Here is a 15,140-nt window from a genome sequence, read left to right as displayed (position 1 = left end):
AGGCCCGACCGCTGCGCCCGATCACCCTCGTTTCTGGAAGGACCGAACCATGTTCGCCTGGATGGCCTGGACCACGCCCGTGGCCGTGTTTTTCGTCTGCGTCGCGCTGATGCTCGCCGGCATGACCGTATGGGAAATCAAGTCGCCCACGGTGGAGCGGCGCGGCTGGCTGCCGATCTCCACCACGCGCGGCGACCGCCTTTTCATCGGCCTGCTGAGCGCGGCCTACGTCAACCTGATCTGGGTCGGCCTGGGCGAGCAGATGCAGCAATGGTTCGCGCTGCAGGATCCGCCCTCCGTGTGGATCGGCTTCGTCGTCTCGATGGCTCTGCTGGGCCTGGTGATGCGCAAGGGCTGATGAAGCTACGAGGCCATGAGATTTCCGACGCACGCGAACCCATCGTTCCCCCGGGGTCCGCGCCGCGCTGTGCACGACAGCTCGGGGGCACACCATCAAAAGAGGAGACAACCATGAAGATGCGCTACACAGTGCTGGCCCTGGCGACGGCCATGGCCATGGGCCAGGCGGCGGGCGCCGCCGAGGCCGACGCCAAGAAATGGATCGATGCGGAATTCCAGCCGTCCACGCTCTCCAAGGACCAGCAGATGGCCGAGATGAAATGGTTCATCGACGCGGCCAAGAAACTGCAGGCCAAGGGCGTCAACAGCATTTCGGTGGTGTCCGAGACCATCACCACCCATGAGTACGAATCCAAGACGCTGGCCAAGGCGTTCTCGGAGATCACCGGCATCAAGGTGACGCACGACCTGATCCAGGAGGGCGACGTGGTCGAGAAGCTGCAGACGTCCATGCAGTCGGGCAAGTCGATCTACGACGGCTGGATCAGCGACTCCGACCTCATCGGCACGCACTACCGCTACGGCAAGATCCTGTCGCTCACCGAATACATGGCCGGCGCCGGCAAGGAATGGACCAACCCGGGCCTGGACGTCAACGACTTCATCGGCCGCAGCTTCACCACCGCGCCCGACGGCCAGATGTACCAGCTGCCCGACCAGCAGTTCGCCAACCTCTACTGGTTCCGCGCCGACCTCTTCGCGCGCAAGGACCTGCAGGACAAGTTCAAGGCCAAGTACGGCTACGAGCTCGGCGTGCCGCAGAACTGGAGCGCCTACGAGGACATCGCCGAGTTCTTCACCAACGACGTCAAGCAGATCGACGGCAAGCCGATCTACGGCCACATGGACTACGGCAAGAAGGACCCGTCGCTGGGCTGGCGTTTCACCGACGCCTGGCTGTCGATGGCGGGCGCCGCCGACAAGGGCATTCCCAACGGCATGCCGGTCGACGAGTGGGGCATCCGCGTGGCCGACGACAAGTGCACGCCGGTCGGCGCCAGCGTGTCGCGCGGTGGCGCCACCAACTCGCCGGCAGCCGTCTACGCGCTCACCAAGTACATCGACTGGATGAAGAAGTACGCGCCCAAGGAAGCCATGGGCATGACCTTCGGTGAGTCCGGCCCGGTGCCGGCCCAGGGCCAGATCGCCCAGCAGATCTTCTGGTACACCGCCTTCACCGCCGACATGAACAAGCCCGGCCTGCCGGTGGTCAATGCCGACGGCACGCCCAAGTGGCGCATGGCGCCCGGCCCCAACGGCCCTTACTGGAAGGCCGGCATGCAGAACGGCTACCAGGACGTGGGCTCCTGGTCCTTCTTCAAGGACCACGACGCCAATCGTGTCGCCGCCGCCTGGCTGTATGCGCAGTTCGTCACCGCCAAGACCACCTCGCTCAAGAAGACTATCGTGGGCCTGACGCCGATCCGCGAGTCCGACATTCGCTCGCAGGCCATGACCGACGCCGCGCCCAAGCTCGGCGGCTTGGTCGAGTTCTACCGCAGCCCGGCACGCGTGGCCTGGACGCCGACCGGCAACAACGTGCCCGACTATCCCAAGCTCGCCCAGCTCTGGTGGAAGAACGTGGCCACCGCCGTCACCGGCGAGAAGACGCCGCAGGCCGCCATGGACAACCTGGCCGAGGAAATGGACCAGGTCATGTCGCGCCTGCAACGCGCCGGCATGGCCCGCTGCGCGCCCAAGCTCAACGCCAAGAGCGACCCGTCCAAATGGCTGGGCACGACCGGCGGCGCGCCCTGGGCGAAACTGGCCAATGAAAAACCCAAGGGCGAAACGGTGGCCTACGACAAGCTGCTGCAGGCCTGGAAGGACGGCAAGGTCCGCTGAGCGACGCTGCATTCACCGATGAAACCGAACCCCGCATGACACCCATCACCGCGCCTCTTCCGACCGTCCGCAGCGAACTCCTGGCGAAACTCGCCGAGGACCGTCTCTACGACCTCGCGGTCGTCGGCGGCGGTGCGACCGGGTTGGGTGTGGCGCTGGATGCGGCGTCGCGGGGTTTCTCGGTGGTGCTGCTCGAAGCCAACGACTTCGCCAAGGGCTCGTCGTCGCGGGCCACCAAGCTGGTCCACGGCGGCGTGCGTTACCTGGCCCAGGGCAACCTGAGCCTGGTGCGCGAAGCCCTGCACGAACGCGCGGTGTTGCTGGCCAATGCGCCGCATCTCGCGCAACCGCTGCCTTTCGTCATGCCGGCCTATCGCTGGTGGGAGGCGCCGTTCTACGGCATCGGGCTGACCGCCTACGACCTGCTGGCGGGCAGCTCCGGCCTGGGTCGCACCCAACTCATGGGGCGCGCCAAGACGCTGGAGCGCCTGCCTGGCGCCGCGCCGCAGGGGCTGAAAGGCGGCGTGCAGTACTGGGACGGTCAGTTCGACGACGCCCGGCTGGCCCTGGCCCTGGCGCGCACGGCCGCTGCGCGCGGCGCCCTGCTGGTCAACCATTGCCCCGTCGATACGCTGCTCTACGACGGTGGCAAGGTCTCGGGGCTGCTCTGCCACGATGCCGAATCTGGTCAGACTTTCACGCTTCGCGCTCGCTGCGTGGTCAATGCCACCGGCGTGTGGGTCGACGCCCTGCGCGCCCAGGACTCTGCCGCCAGCGGGCAGCCGGCCGAGCCGCTGGTGTCGCCGAGCCAGGGCGTGCATCTCGTCGTCGATGCCGAATTCATGCCGGGCGCCCACGCCTTGCTGGTGCCGCGCACTTCCGACGGCCGGGTGCTGTTCGCGGTGCCGTGGCTCGGCAAGGTGGTGCTGGGCACCACCGACACGCCACGCGCCGATGCGCTTGCCGAGCCCAAGCCATTTCGCGAAGAGATCGACTTCATCCTCGGCGAATCGGCGCGCTACCTGCGCCGCGCGCCCCAGGCCCGCGACGTACGCAGCACCTGGGTCGGCCTGCGTCCGCTGGTGCGCCCGCAAAGCAGCCCCGGCGGCGCGGCGGCCACCAAGAAGATCAGCCGCGAACACACCGTCCTGAGCGGCCCCGGTGGCCTCGTCACGGTCACCGGCGGCAAATGGACCACCTACCGCGCCATGGCCGAGGACGTGCTTCGGCACTGCGCCGACGAAGGCCTGCTGCAAGCCCGGCCCGCCGGCGGCACCAACGACCTGCGGCTGGTCGGCGCACCGCAAGACGGGCAGGCGTTGCAGACCATCGGCCATGCGCCCGGCATTCATCTTTATGGCAGCGAGGCCACCCTCGTGCAGGCGCTGCCCGGCGCCGATGTCTGGCTCGCGCCGGGCTTGTCCGAAGCGATGGTGCGGTTCGCGGTTCGCCATGAATACGCACGCACCGTCGAGGACGTGCTGGCGCGTCGCAGCCGGATGCTGTTCCTGGACGCCGCCGAGGCCGGCCGCCTGGCTGCCCGTGTCGCCGAACTGCTGGCCGAGGAGGGCGTTTCCCATCCCGATACCGCCGCCTTCGAAGTCCTGTGGCGACAATTCGACGCCACGCGCACCCCAGGCGCTTGACGCCTCTGCCGATCTTTGCAAGAATCGCTGGCTTCGCCCTTTAAAGGCGAATTTCTGCCCAATAAGAAGCGCCGCAAAATGGTTTTGCGGCGTGGACGACGGGCCCAAGACTGACCTGAACTGCCAAGCCGAGGGGCCGACCCCCAAGGGTGGCGACTCGGTACAAGTTGGGAATATTGCAATGATCCAGACAGAATCCCGGTTGGAAGTCGCCGACAACACCGGCGCGAAGTCCGTGCTGTGCATCAAGGTGCTCGGCGGCTCCAAGCGTCGCTACGCCAGCGTCGGCGACATCATCAAGGTCAGCATCAAAGAAGCTGCCCCGCGTGGTCGCGTCAAGAAAGGCGAGATCTACAGCGCCGTTGTCGTGCGCACCGCCAAAGGCATCCGCCGTGGCGATGGCTCGCTCGTCAAGTTCGACAGCAACGCCGCCGTGCTGCTCAATGCCAAGCTGGAGCCGATTGGCACCCGCATCTTCGGACCGGTGACGCGTGAACTGCGTACCGAGAAGTTCATGAAGATCGTGTCCCTGGCTCCCGAAGTTCTCTAATTTCCAGGACGCGACATGAACAAGATTCGCAAAGGCGACCAAGTCATCGTGCTGACCGGCCGTGACAAGGGCAAGCGCGGCACCGTCACTGAACGTGCCGACGACGCTCACCTCGTCATCGAAGGCATCAACGTGGTCAAGAAGCACGCCAAGCCGAACCCGATGAAGGGCACGACCGGCGGTATCGTCGAGAAGTCGATGCCGATCCACCAGTCCAACGTGGCCATCTTCAATGCCGCCACCGGCAAGGGCGATCGCGTGGGCACCAAGCTGCTGGCCGACGGAAAGCGCGTTCGCGTTTTCAAGTCCAGCGGTGAACAAATCCAGGCAGCCTGAGGACCATCGACATGGCTCGTTTCCAAGAACAGTACCGCGACAAGATCGCTCCCGAACTGATCAAGCAGTTCGGCTACAAGTCGCCGATGCAGGTTCCGCGCCTGCTGAAGATCACCCTGAACATGGGTGTGTCGGAAGCCGTTTCCGACAAGAAGGTGATGGACAACGCCGTTGCCGATCTGACCAAGATCGCCGGCCAGAAGCCCGTCGTGACCAAGGCCAAGAAGGCCATCGCCGGATTCAAGATCCGCGAACAGCAGCCCATCGGCTGCATGGTCACCCTGCGTGGCGTTCAGATGTATGAGTTCCTGGACCGTTTCGTCACCGTGGCCCTGCCCCGCGTGCGTGACTTCCGTGGTATCTCCGGTCGGGCCTTCGACGGCCGCGGCAACTACAACATCGGTGTCAAGGAACAGATCATTTTCCCTGAGATCGAATACGACAAGGTCGACGCACTGCGCGGCCTGAACATCAGCATCACCACGACGGCCAAGACCGATGCAGAAGCCAAGGCGCTTCTCGCTGGTTTCCGCTTCCCGTTCAAGAACTGAGGTCAGCTGTGGCTAAAGTAGCTCTCATCCAGCGCGAACTCAAGCGCGAAAAGCTGGCAGCCAAGTACGCTGCCAAGTATGCGGAACTCAAGGCAATCGCCTCGGACGCCAAGAAGAGCGACGGCGAGCGCGAAGCTGCACGCCTCGGTCTGCAAAAGCTGCCCCGCAATGCAAACCCGACGCGTCAGCGCAACCGTTGCGAAATCACCGGTCGTCCGCGTGGCACGTTCCGTCAATTCGGCCTGGCTCGCGCCAAGATCCGTGAACTCGCCTTCGCCGGCGACATTCCCGGCATCACCAAGGCCAGCTGGTAAGTCGGCAGGAGATATTCAACATGAGCATGAGTGATCCCATCGCCGATCTGCTGACCCGTATTCGCAATGCGCAGATGGTGGCCAAGGCCACTGTCTCGGTGCCGTCTTCCAAGGTGAAGATCGCCATCGCGCAAGTGCTGAAGGACGAAGGCTACATCGACGGTTTCGAAGTCAAGAGCGTTGACAACAAGTCCGAGATCGTGATTTCCCTGAAGTACTACGCCGGTCGCCCGGTCATCGAGCGCATCGAGCGCGTGAGCCGTCCCGGCCTGCGTGTGTACAAGGGCCGCGATGCCATTCCCCAAGTCATGAACGGCCTGGGCGTCGCCATCGTCACCACCCCGCAAGGCGTGATGACCGATCGCAAGGCACGTGCTACCGGCGTCGGTGGCGAAGTGCTCTGCTACGTCGCCTAAGCGGGCATAAGGAGTAATCGAAATGTCCCGCGTAGGAAAAATGCCGGTCGCCATCCCGCAAGGCGTGGATGTCGCGATCAAGGACGACCAGATCAACGTCAAGGGTACGGGCGGCACGCTGTCGCTGGCTCTGCACGCCCTGGTCAAGGTCGTCAACCAGGACGGCAAGCTGACTTTCACCCCGACCAACGAGTCGCGTGAAGCCAATGCCATGAGCGGCACGCTCCGCCAGTTGGTCAACAACATGGTGGTAGGCGTGAGCAAGGGCTTCGAGAAGAAGCTGTCGCTGATCGGCGTGGGCTACAAGGCCGCCGCCCAGGGCGCCAAGCTGAACCTCCAGGTCGGCTACTCGCATCCGGTCAACGTGGACATGCCGGCTGGCATCACGGTGGCTACCCCCACCCCGACTGAAGTCGTGATCAAGGGCGCCGATCGCCAACGCGTCGGTCAGATCGCCGCGGAAATCCGCGCGATCCGTCCTCCCGAGCCTTACAAGGGCAAGGGCATCCGTTATTCGGATGAAAAGATCGCGATCAAAGAGACCAAGAAGAAGTAAGGAGTCGCAGCATGTCTTTGACCAAGAAAGAGCAGCGTCTTCGTCGTTCGCGCCAGACCCGCATCCGCATTGCCCTGCAAGGCGTTCCGCGTCTGACCGTGAACCGCACCAACCTGCACATCTACGCTACCGTGATCTCGGGCGACGGCACCAAGGTGCTGGCATCCGCCTCGACGGCAGAGGCCTCGGTTCGTTCGGAACTCGGTGGTTCCGGCAAGGGCGGCAACGCCGCTGCCGCGACTGCCATCGGCAAGCGCATAGCCGAGAAGGCCAAGGCCGCCGGTGTCGAGAAGGTCGCTTTCGACCGCGCTGGTTTCGCCTATCACGGCCGCGTCAAGGCGCTGGCTGACGCTGCCCGCGAAGCGGGTCTGCAGTTCTAAGCAGGACCAATAATCATGGCTAAGTTTCAACCCAAAGTGCAGACCGAGGCACAGGACGACGGTCTCAAGGAAAAGATGATCGCGGTCAACCGCGTCACCAAGGTCGTCAAGGGCGGCCGTATCCTTGGTTTCGCTGCGTTGACCGTGGTCGGTGATGGCGACGGCAAAGTCGGCATGGGCAAGGGCAAGTCGAAGGAAGTGCCGGCGGCTGTGCAGAAGGCGATGGAAGAAGCCCGTCGCAATCTGAAGACCGTCGCTCTGAAGAACGGCACGCTGCATCACGCAGTCACCGGTCACCATGGCGCTGCCGTTGTGATGATGGCGCCGGCTCCCAAGGGTACCGGCATCATCGCTGGCGGCCCGATGCGCGCTGTTTTCGAAGTGCTGGGCGTGACCGACATCGTGGCCAAGAGCCATGGTTCGTCCAACCCCTACAACATGGTTCGCGCCACGTTCGACGCCCTGACCAAGTCCACGACTCCTGGTCAGATCGCCTCCAAGCGCGGCAAGTCGGTTGAAGAAATCTTCACCGCCTGATCGGAACAAAGAGATGACCACCGCACAAACCGTCAAGGTTCAACTGGTTCGCAGCCCCATCGGTACCAAGGAATCGCACCGCGCGACTGTCCGTGGTCTGGGTCTGCGCAAGCTGAACAGCGTGAGCGAACTGCAGGACTCGCCTGCAGTGCGCGGCATGATCAACAAGATCGCCTACCTGGTCAAAGTGCTGTAAGCGCTGCGACCTGAATGTAGAACAGAGGATCTCATGGAACTCAACACCATCAAGCCGGCTGCCGGCGCCAAGCACGCCAAGCGTCGCGTTGGCCGCGGTATCGGTTCCGGCCTGGGCAAGACCGCAGGCCGTGGCCACAAGGGTCAAAAGTCCCGCGCGGGCGGCTATCACAAGGTCGGCTTCGAGGGCGGTCAAATGCCGCTGCAACGTCGCCTGCCCAAGCGTGGCTTCAAGTCGCAGACGCTGAAGTTCAACGCCGAAGTCACCCTGGCTTCGTTGGAGCAACTCGGCCTGGCTGAAGTCGACGTCCTGGCATTGAAGCAAGCTGGCCTGGTCGGCCAGCTCGCCAAGGTGGTCAAGGTCATCAACACCGGTGCCATCACCCGTTCGGTGAAGCTTTCCGGTGTCGGCGCTACCGCGGCTGCCAAGGCTGCGATCGAAGCCGCTGGCGGCAGCCTGGCCTGATCGGCCAGCCGAGCAGCACGAAGTACGTCGTCCCGAAGACCCGTTGAAAGAGCATCCCCGTGGCAACTAGCGCAGCAACCCTTGCAAAGACCGGAAAGTTCGGCGACCTCCGTCGTCGACTCGTGTTCTTGCTGCTCGCGCTCGTGGTCTACCGCATCGGCGCACATATCCCGGTCCCCGGGATCGATCCCGCGCAGCTGCAGCAGCTCTTCAGCGGCCAGCAGGGCGGCATCCTGAATCTGTTCAACATGTTCTCCGGCGGAGCGCTTTCACGGTTCACCGTGTTCGCTCTGGGGATCATGCCGTACATCTCGGCCTCGATCATCATGCAGCTGCTGGGCTACGTTTTGCCCAGCTTCGAGCAGATGAAGAAAGAGGGTGAGGCAGGACGCCGCAAGATCACGCAGTACACCCGTTACGGCACGCTGGGTCTCGCTTTGTTCCAGTCGTTCGGCATCGCTGTCGCCCTGGAAAGCTCGGCCGGCCTGGTGCTGAGCCCTGGCTTCGGCTTCCGCATGACTGCTGTGGTCAGCCTCACCGCTGGCACCATGTTCCTCATGTGGCTCGGCGAGCAGATCACGGAACGCGGTCTCGGCAACGGCATCTCGATCCTGATCTTCGGCGGCATCGCGGCAGGCTTGCCCAATGCCATCGGTGGATTGTTCGAGCTGGTCCGCACGGGAGCGATGAGCGTTCTGGTTGCGCTGTTCATCATCGTGGTCGTCGCTCTGGTGACTTACTTCGTGGTGTTCGTGGAGCGTGGTCAGCGCAAGATCCTGGTGAACTACGCCAGGCGTCAGGTCGGAAACAAGGTCTATGGTGGCCAGTCTTCACATCTGCCGCTGAAGCTGAACATGGCTGGCGTGATTCCGCCGATCTTCGCTTCGTCGATCATCCTGCTGCCGGCCACCGTGGTGAACTGGTTCAGCGCCGGTGAATCGATGCGATGGTTGAAGGACATCGCTGGTGCGCTCACCCCGGGGCAGCCGATCTATGTGCTGCTCTACGTGATCGCCATCGTTTTCTTCTGCTTCTTTTACACGGCGCTGGTCTTCAACAGCCGTGAGACTGCAGACAACCTGAAGAAGAGTGGTGCATTCATTCCTGGCATTCGGCCTGGTGACCAGACCGCTCGGTATATCGACAGGATCTTGCTTCGGCTGACGCTGGCTGGCGCGGTGTACATCACTTTTGTCTGCCTGCTGCCGGAATTTCTGATTCTGAAATACAACGTACCGTTCTACTTCGGTGGAACCTCGCTGCTGATCATCGTGGTCGTCACGATGGACTTCATGGCCCAGGTCCAAAACTACCTGATGAGCCAGCAGTACGAGTCGTTGTTGAAGAAGGCCAATTTCAAGCGCTCTCCGGGTTGAGATGCGCGGCCACCAGGCCGAGGCATCGCAAACCGGGGAGTGGAGTGCAAACCTGCCCAGCGCAACTGTTGCGCGAAGCTAATCGTGTTCCGAGTCCTTCAAGAAGGGCCGCGGGGCAGGGAAAAGAGTTTTAGGAGAAAGCAATGAGAGTCTCGGCTTCGGTCAAGAAAATCTGCCGCAATTGCAAGATCATCCGCCGCAAGGGCGTCGTGCGCGTGATCTGTACCGACCAGCGCCACAAGCAGCGCCAGGGTTGAACGAGTTTTAGAGGACGAACATGGCACGTATCGCTGGCATCAATATTCCGCCGCACAAGCATGCTGAGATTGGCCTGACGGCTATCTTTGGCATCGGCCGCACCCGCGCTCGCATGATCTGCGAAGCCGCTGGCGTTGCCTACTCCAAGAAGATCAAGGATCTGACGGACGGCGACCTGGAAAAAATCCGCGACCAGATCGCACAGTTCACCATCGAAGGTGACCTGCGTCGTGAAACGACGATGAACATCAAGCGTTTGATGGACATCGGTTGCTATCGTGGTTTCCGTCATCGCCGTGGCCTGCCGATGCGCGGTCAGCGCACCCGCACCAATGCACGTACCCGCAAGGGTCCGCGCAAGGGCGCAGCGGCACTGAAGAAATAAAAGGCTGAAAGAACATCATGGCCAAGTCACCTGCCAATAACGCAGCGCAGCGCGTGCGCAAGAAGGTCCGCAAGAACGTCTCCGACGGTGTGGCCCACGTACACGCTTCGTTCAACAACACCATCATCACGATCACCGATCGTCAGGGCAACGCCCTGTCGTGGGCTTCGTCGGGTGGCCAGGGTTTCAAGGGTTCGCGCAAGTCGACGCCTTTCGCTGCTCAGGTCGCGTCGGAAGTCGCCGGTCGTGCTGCCATGGAACAAGGCATCAAGAACCTTGACGTCGAAATCAAGGGCCCCGGTCCTGGTCGCGAGTCGTCGGTTCGTGCTCTGGGCGCCCTGGGCATCCGGATCACCTCGATTGCCGATGTGACCCCGGTACCGCACAACGGTTGCCGTCCGCAAAAGCGTCGTCGCATCTGATCGAACTCTCGAATCCGCTATTTACAGCGGATAAAGCCTGCGGTTAGAATCGCAGGCTTTTCGTTTTTCGTCGGCTTTTTCAGAAAGCCGTCATGTCGTAAGACCACCGCCTGCGGCTAAAAACGGTTGCAGGCTCCCGCGTGGGTCGCCCGGGCGATCTGCACGCGGCAGCTGAAATTTACAAGGACACTCAAGTGGCACGCTATCTCGGCCCCAAGGCCAAACTTTCTCGCCGCGAAGGCACGGACCTTTTCCTCAAGAGCGCCCGTCGCTCCATCGCGGACAAGGCCAAGTTCGACTCCAAGCCCGGCCAGCATGGTCGCACCTCGGGTCAGCGAACCTCCGACTTCGGTCTGCAACTGCGTGAAAAGCAGAAGGTCAAGCGCATGTACGGCGTGCTGGAAAAGCAGTTCCGCCGCTACTTCGAAGAAGCCGACCGCCGCAAGGGCAACACCGGCGCCAACCTGCTGTTCCTGCTGGAATCGCGCCTGGACAACGTCGTCTACCGCATGGGCTTCGGCTCGACCCGTGCAGAAGCGCGCCAGCTCGTCTCGCACAAGGCCATCACGGTCAACGGCAAGTCGGTCAACATCGCCTCGTACATGGTCAAGGTCGGCGACATCGTCGCTGTTCGCGAGAAATCGAAGAACCAGGCCCGTATCGCCGAAGCCCTGCAGCTGGCTGCCCAGGTCGGCATGCCTGCCTGGGTCGAGGTGTCGGCCGACAAGGCTTCCGGCGTCTTCAAGAAGGTCCCGGACCGTGACGAATTCGGCGCCGACATCAATGAATCGTTGATCGTCGAACTGTATTCCCGCTGATCGCAACGAGCATCTCGTTGTCGAGGCGCCTGCGGGCGCCTCTTTTCGATTGTTTTTTTCCCTTGTCGCACGGGGCACCATGCGGCAGGGCTTCGCAGCCTTACCGGTGTAACGAGCCGGGGGTATTGAGAGGAAGTCCATGCAAACAAACCTGCTGAAACCCAAAGCGATCAATGTCGAGCAACTGGGCGTGAACCGCGCCAAGGTTGCGCTGGAGCCGTTCGAGCGTGGCTACGGCCATACGCTGGGCAACGCGATCCGTCGCGTGCTGCTGTCCTCGATGGTCGGCTACGCCGCCACTGAAGTGACCATCGCCGGCGTGCTCCACGAATACTCGTCGATCGATGGGGTGCAGGAAGACGTCGTCAACATTCTGTTGAACCTGAAGGGTGTGGTGTTCAAGCTCCACAACCGTGACGAAGTGACCCTCTCGCTGCGCAAGGATGGCGAAGGCGTGGTCACCGCTGCCGACATCCAGACGCCGCACGACGTCGAGATCATCAACCCTGACCATGTCATCGCCCATCTGTCTGCTGGCGGCAAGCTCGACATGCAGATCAAGGTGGAAAAGGGCCGTGGCTATGTGCCTGGCACGATGCGCCGTTATGCGGACGAATCGACCAAGTCGATCGGCCGCATCGTTCTCGATGCATCGTTCTCTCCGGTCAAGCGTGTCAGCTACACCGTCGAAAGCGCCCGCGTTGAGCAACGTACCGACCTCGACAAGCTGGTCGTCGAAATCGAGACCAACGGTGCGATTTCCGCTGAAGACGCGGTCCGCGCTTCGGCCAAGATCCTAGTCGAGCAGCTGGCTGTGTTCGCGCAGCTCGAAGGCGGCGAACTCGCTGCGTTCGATGCGCCGGCACCTCGCGGTGGCAACACGCCGTTTGATCCGATCCTGCTGCGTCCGGTCGACGAGCTCGAACTCACCGTGCGTTCGGCCAACTGCCTGAAGGCCGAAAACATCTACTACATCGGTGACCTGATCCAGCGCACCGAGAACGAGTTGCTCAAGACCCCGAACCTGGGTCGCAAGTCGCTCAACGAAATCAAGGAAGTGCTGGCCTCGCGCGGCCTGACCCTGGGCATGAAGCTGGAGAGCTGGCCGCCCGCAGGTCTCGACAAGCGCTGATCGTCAGCCTATTCATCAACCGAATTCGGCCCATGGGGGGCCGGTGCCCGGGCAGTACCTGACACGGCTGCCTGTTTAACAAAGAAGGAAAAGCACCATGCGCCACGGACACGGACTCCGTAAACTCAACCGCACTACCTCGCACCGCCTGGCGATGCTTCAGAACATGATGAACTCCCTCATCGAACATGAAGCCATCAAGACCACGCTGCCGAAGGCCAAGGAACTGCGTCGCGTCATCGAGCCGATGATCACGCTGGCCAAGGAAGACACCGTGGCTAATCGCCGCCTGGCTTTCGACCGTCTGCGCGATCGCGACAGCGTGACCAAGCTGTTCAACGTTCTGGGTCCGCTGTTCAAGGCGCGTCCGGGCGGCTACACCCGCATCCTGAAAATGGGTTTCCGCGTCGGCGACAACGCACCGATGGCTTTCGTCGAGCTGGTCGAGCATTCGGCAGCTGCAGAAGAAAATTCTTCGGAAGTTGCGAGCGCGGCCTAAAACAGGCTATACTCTAAGTCTTGTCGCGCGGTGGAGCAGTCTGGTAGCTCGTTGGGCTCATAACCCAAAGGTCGGAGGTTCAAATCCTTCCCGCGCAACCAAAGACAGTGGCTCAGGCCAGCAAAAAAGCCCACTTTGGTGGGCTTTTTTGCGTTCGGGTTTACGAGGAACAATCCAGCGTGCCAATACGGGCGGCGCCGGCACGACGGTGGCTTGGCAATCCCACCCTGCGCTCGATGCCGGTTCTCGCTCTACAGCCTGGCTCGAGGCAAGACACCATCCACAAGTCTTGCCAATCCTTTTCTATCAAGCACCCTCATGAAAATCAGGGCCCGCAACGTTCTTCCCGGCACCATCGTTTCCATTGTTCGCGGTCCGGTCACGACCGAAATCACGCTGGAAATCGCACCGGGTGTTTAGATCGTCTCCACCATTACCAGCAATTCGGCGGAATCGCTTCAGCTGGTCGAAGGCAGTAAGGCTTATGGCGTGATCAAGGCGTCCAGCGTCATGGTCGCGACCGACTGAGGACGGTTACGCGCTGTCAGCCGAGCAGCAGCCGTCTCACCCGGGCCCGCACCGGCGTTTCCGATGCGATGTTCGGGATGAATTCCTGCAAGGCGCTCGTCCGGCTTTCGCCCGTGCGTAGGTCGATCTGACGTTCCACGCGCCCATCGTCGTAGATGAAGGCGGCATCGGCTAGTTCGAGAACGTCTTCAATGTCATGGGTGATCATCAGGGCCGGAATGCCCCGGCGTCGGCGCACGTCGGCCAGATCGCGCCGTAAATCGCTTCGCAGCATGGGGTTGAGCGCGGCAAAAGGTTCGTCGAGCAGCAGCACCTGGGGCTCGCAGGCCAGTGCGCGCGCCAGGGCCACCCGTTGCCGCTGCCCGCCCGACAGATGCCGTGGCCGGCTGCGGGCCACTTCGGCGAGACCGAAACTCGCCAGCAGGTCGTCGACCCGCGCCCGGTCCGCTGCGGCGAGCCGCGGACGCCAGGCCGAGGTCAGCCCGAAGGCCACGTTGTCGAACACCGTCAGGTGAGGAAACAGCGCGTAGTCCTGGAACAGGTAGCCGATACGCCGCGCCGCCGGGGCCAGATCGATGCCGGCTGCGGAGTCGTAGAGAGTGCGGCCGTCGAGCCGGACATGCCCTCGCGCCGGCCGGAGAAGGCCGGCGATCGCCTGCAGCGTGAGCGATTTTCCGGAGCCCGAGGGCCCGTACAGCGCGGCGAACGGCACATCCGTCACGAACCGCACCGCCAGGTCGAAGCGCCGATGTTCGTCCGATACGCTCAGCTGCAGGTCGACGTCGATCACGGCTTGCCGAAACCGAAGCGCTTGAAGACCGTCTGCGCTTCGTCTCCGACGAGGTAGGCGGCGAACTGCTTGGCCAAGTCTTTCTGCTTGCTGTCGGCGACCACCGCCACCGGATAGCTCACCGGCGTATGGCCGCTAGGCGTGGCAACGACCTTGACCTTGTCGCCCGCGATGGTGGCATCGGTGCTGTAGACGAAGCCGGCATCGACTTCGCCGCGGCCGACATAGTCGAGCACCTGGCGCACGCTGTCGGCCTGCACGAACTTGGCCTCCAGCGGCTCCCACAGCTTGGCGCCGTCGAGCACCTGCTTGGTATAGGCGCCTACCGGCACGGTGGCGACCTTGCCGATCGCGATCTTCTTGACCATGGTGCCGGTGAGATCCTGCAACGACTTCACGCCCGTGCCGCCGGTGGCGGGCTCGATCAGCACCAGGCTGTTGGTGACGAAATTGCGTCGGCTGTCGGCATCGATCAGTTTCTGGTCGTTGGCGCGGTTCATGGTGGCCTGGTCGGCGCTGGCGAAGACGTCGACCGGGGCGCCCTGGGCGATCTGCTGGAGCAGCGCGCCGGAGGCGGCGAAGTTGAACCGCAGCGTGGCACCGGGCCGCGAGGCTTCGAATTTGGGGCCCAGTTCCTTGAAGGCGTCCGTCAGGCTGGCGGCTGCGGAAACCGTGATCTGTTGGGCCGCGGCCGTCAGCGGCAAGGCGAGAACGGTAGCCAATGCGGCAGCAGAGGAAAGCAGGCGGACGGAGAAGCGCATGTCGAGGTTCCTGAGAAGA

The 15,140-nt window shown here is 62.7% G+C and carries 23 protein-coding genes and 1 tRNA gene; 22 read left to right on the top strand and 2 right to left on the bottom strand.

Translation table 11 applies throughout. From position 1 onward, the window contains the following. Nucleotides 1–49 precede the first annotated feature (49 nt). From R9X41_RS21625 to R9X41_RS21520, 22 genes are all read left to right on the top strand, one after another. On the top strand, nt 50–358 hold the full coding sequence (locus R9X41_RS21625) for a DUF2160 domain-containing protein (protein WP_318632496.1): 309 nt from the start codon (nt 50–52) through the stop codon (nt 356–358). 113 nt (nt 359–471) lie between these two features. Next, complete coding sequence (locus tag R9X41_RS21620; protein ID WP_318632495.1) at nt 472–2,205, top strand: ABC transporter substrate-binding protein; 1,734 nt, start codon at nt 472–474, stop codon at nt 2,203–2,205. Nucleotides 2,206–2,240: 35 nt separating this feature from the next. Next, nucleotides 2,241–3,851, top strand: a complete 1,611-nt coding sequence (locus tag R9X41_RS21615) for a glycerol-3-phosphate dehydrogenase/oxidase (RefSeq protein ID WP_318632494.1) — start codon at nt 2,241–2,243, stop codon at nt 3,849–3,851. A 181-nt stretch (nt 3,852–4,032) separates the two neighbouring features. Further along, a complete protein-coding gene (gene rplN / locus R9X41_RS21610; protein WP_318632493.1) occupies nt 4,033–4,401 on the top strand; it encodes a 50S ribosomal protein L14 in 369 nt (122 codons plus the stop codon). Nucleotides 4,402–4,416: 15 nt separating this feature from the next. Further along, nucleotides 4,417–4,737, top strand: a complete 321-nt coding sequence (rplX, locus tag R9X41_RS21605; RefSeq protein WP_318632492.1) for a 50S ribosomal protein L24 — start codon at nt 4,417–4,419, stop codon at nt 4,735–4,737. An 11-nt stretch (nt 4,738–4,748) separates the two neighbouring features. Then, nucleotides 4,749–5,288 carry a 50S ribosomal protein L5 gene (gene rplE / locus R9X41_RS21600; protein WP_318632491.1) on the top strand — a complete coding sequence of 180 codons (540 nt, stop codon included), beginning with the start codon at nt 4,749–4,751 and terminating at the stop codon, nt 5,286–5,288. A gap of 8 nt (nt 5,289–5,296) precedes the next feature. Then, a complete protein-coding gene (rpsN, locus tag R9X41_RS21595; protein WP_318632490.1) occupies nt 5,297–5,602 on the top strand; it encodes a 30S ribosomal protein S14 in 306 nt (101 codons plus the stop codon). 20 nt (nt 5,603–5,622) lie between these two features. Then, nucleotides 5,623–6,018 carry a 30S ribosomal protein S8 gene (rpsH, locus tag R9X41_RS21590; RefSeq protein ID WP_318632489.1) on the top strand — a complete coding sequence of 132 codons (396 nt, stop codon included), beginning with the start codon at nt 5,623–5,625 and terminating at the stop codon, nt 6,016–6,018. A 22-nt stretch (nt 6,019–6,040) separates the two neighbouring features. Then, a complete protein-coding gene (rplF, locus tag R9X41_RS21585) occupies nt 6,041–6,574 on the top strand; it encodes a 50S ribosomal protein L6 (RefSeq protein ID WP_318632488.1) in 534 nt (177 codons plus the stop codon). Nucleotides 6,575–6,585: 11 nt separating this feature from the next. Next, a complete protein-coding gene (rplR, locus tag R9X41_RS21580) occupies nt 6,586–6,954 on the top strand; it encodes a 50S ribosomal protein L18 (RefSeq protein ID WP_318632487.1) in 369 nt (122 codons plus the stop codon). 15 nt (nt 6,955–6,969) lie between these two features. Beyond that, nucleotides 6,970–7,491, top strand: a complete 522-nt coding sequence (rpsE, locus tag R9X41_RS21575; RefSeq protein ID WP_318632486.1) for a 30S ribosomal protein S5 — start codon at nt 6,970–6,972, stop codon at nt 7,489–7,491. A 13-nt stretch (nt 7,492–7,504) separates the two neighbouring features. Beyond that, the gene (gene rpmD / locus R9X41_RS21570) at nt 7,505–7,687 is read left to right on the top strand and encodes a 50S ribosomal protein L30 (RefSeq protein WP_318632485.1); all 183 of its coding nucleotides are present in this window, start codon (nt 7,505–7,507) and stop codon (nt 7,685–7,687) included. 33 nt (nt 7,688–7,720) lie between these two features. Then, complete coding sequence (gene rplO, locus R9X41_RS21565) at nt 7,721–8,152, top strand: 50S ribosomal protein L15 (protein ID WP_318632484.1); 432 nt, start codon at nt 7,721–7,723, stop codon at nt 8,150–8,152. A gap of 59 nt (nt 8,153–8,211) precedes the next feature. Then, the gene (gene secY, locus R9X41_RS21560) at nt 8,212–9,528 is read left to right on the top strand and encodes a preprotein translocase subunit SecY (RefSeq protein ID WP_318632483.1); all 1,317 of its coding nucleotides are present in this window, start codon (nt 8,212–8,214) and stop codon (nt 9,526–9,528) included. A gap of 143 nt (nt 9,529–9,671) precedes the next feature. Beyond that, nucleotides 9,672–9,785 carry a 50S ribosomal protein L36 gene (gene rpmJ / locus R9X41_RS21555; protein WP_003050535.1) on the top strand — a complete coding sequence of 38 codons (114 nt, stop codon included), beginning with the start codon at nt 9,672–9,674 and terminating at the stop codon, nt 9,783–9,785. Between the two features lie 20 nt (nt 9,786–9,805). Then, nucleotides 9,806–10,171 carry a 30S ribosomal protein S13 gene (rpsM, locus tag R9X41_RS21550; protein WP_318632482.1) on the top strand — a complete coding sequence of 122 codons (366 nt, stop codon included), beginning with the start codon at nt 9,806–9,808 and terminating at the stop codon, nt 10,169–10,171. 17 nt (nt 10,172–10,188) lie between these two features. Then, nucleotides 10,189–10,593: a 30S ribosomal protein S11 gene (rpsK, locus tag R9X41_RS21545; RefSeq protein ID WP_160553002.1), complete on the top strand. Its 405-nt coding sequence runs from the start codon at nt 10,189–10,191 to the stop codon at nt 10,591–10,593. Between the two features lie 194 nt (nt 10,594–10,787). Further along, complete coding sequence (gene rpsD, locus R9X41_RS21540; RefSeq protein WP_318632481.1) at nt 10,788–11,411, top strand: 30S ribosomal protein S4; 624 nt, start codon at nt 10,788–10,790, stop codon at nt 11,409–11,411. A 139-nt stretch (nt 11,412–11,550) separates the two neighbouring features. Beyond that, nucleotides 11,551–12,543: a DNA-directed RNA polymerase subunit alpha gene (locus tag R9X41_RS21535; RefSeq protein ID WP_318632480.1), complete on the top strand. Its 993-nt coding sequence runs from the start codon at nt 11,551–11,553 to the stop codon at nt 12,541–12,543. Between the two features lie 97 nt (nt 12,544–12,640). Next, entirely contained in the window at nt 12,641–13,042 is a 402-nt protein-coding gene (gene rplQ / locus R9X41_RS21530) for a 50S ribosomal protein L17 (protein WP_318632479.1), read from the top strand. Between the two features lie 24 nt (nt 13,043–13,066). After that, nucleotides 13,067–13,143, top strand: a tRNA-Met gene (locus tag R9X41_RS21525). 319 nt (nt 13,144–13,462) lie between these two features. Continuing rightward, complete coding sequence (locus R9X41_RS21520) at nt 13,463–13,570, top strand: TOBE domain-containing protein (protein ID WP_318635298.1); 108 nt, start codon at nt 13,463–13,465, stop codon at nt 13,568–13,570. Nucleotides 13,571–13,586: 16 nt separating this feature from the next. Here R9X41_RS21520 and R9X41_RS21515 read toward each other — a convergent pair whose 3' ends face one another. Together R9X41_RS21515 and modA are read right to left on the bottom strand one after the other, a co-directional pair. Next, nucleotides 13,587–14,360, bottom strand: a complete 774-nt coding sequence (locus R9X41_RS21515) for a sulfate/molybdate ABC transporter ATP-binding protein (protein ID WP_318632478.1) — start codon at nt 14,358–14,360, stop codon at nt 13,587–13,589. After that, on the bottom strand, nt 14,357–15,121 hold the full coding sequence (gene modA / locus R9X41_RS21510) for a molybdate ABC transporter substrate-binding protein (RefSeq protein WP_318632477.1): 765 nt from the start codon (nt 15,119–15,121) through the stop codon (nt 14,357–14,359). Before modA ends, R9X41_RS21515 begins: the two co-directional genes overlap by 4 nt. Nucleotides 15,122–15,140 lie beyond the last annotated feature (19 nt).

The organism is Xylophilus sp. GOD-11R (genome assembly GCF_033546935.1).
Classification (GTDB): Bacteria; Pseudomonadota; Gammaproteobacteria; order Burkholderiales; family Burkholderiaceae_C; genus Xylophilus.
This window is presented reverse-complemented; position numbering and strand designations above follow the sequence as displayed.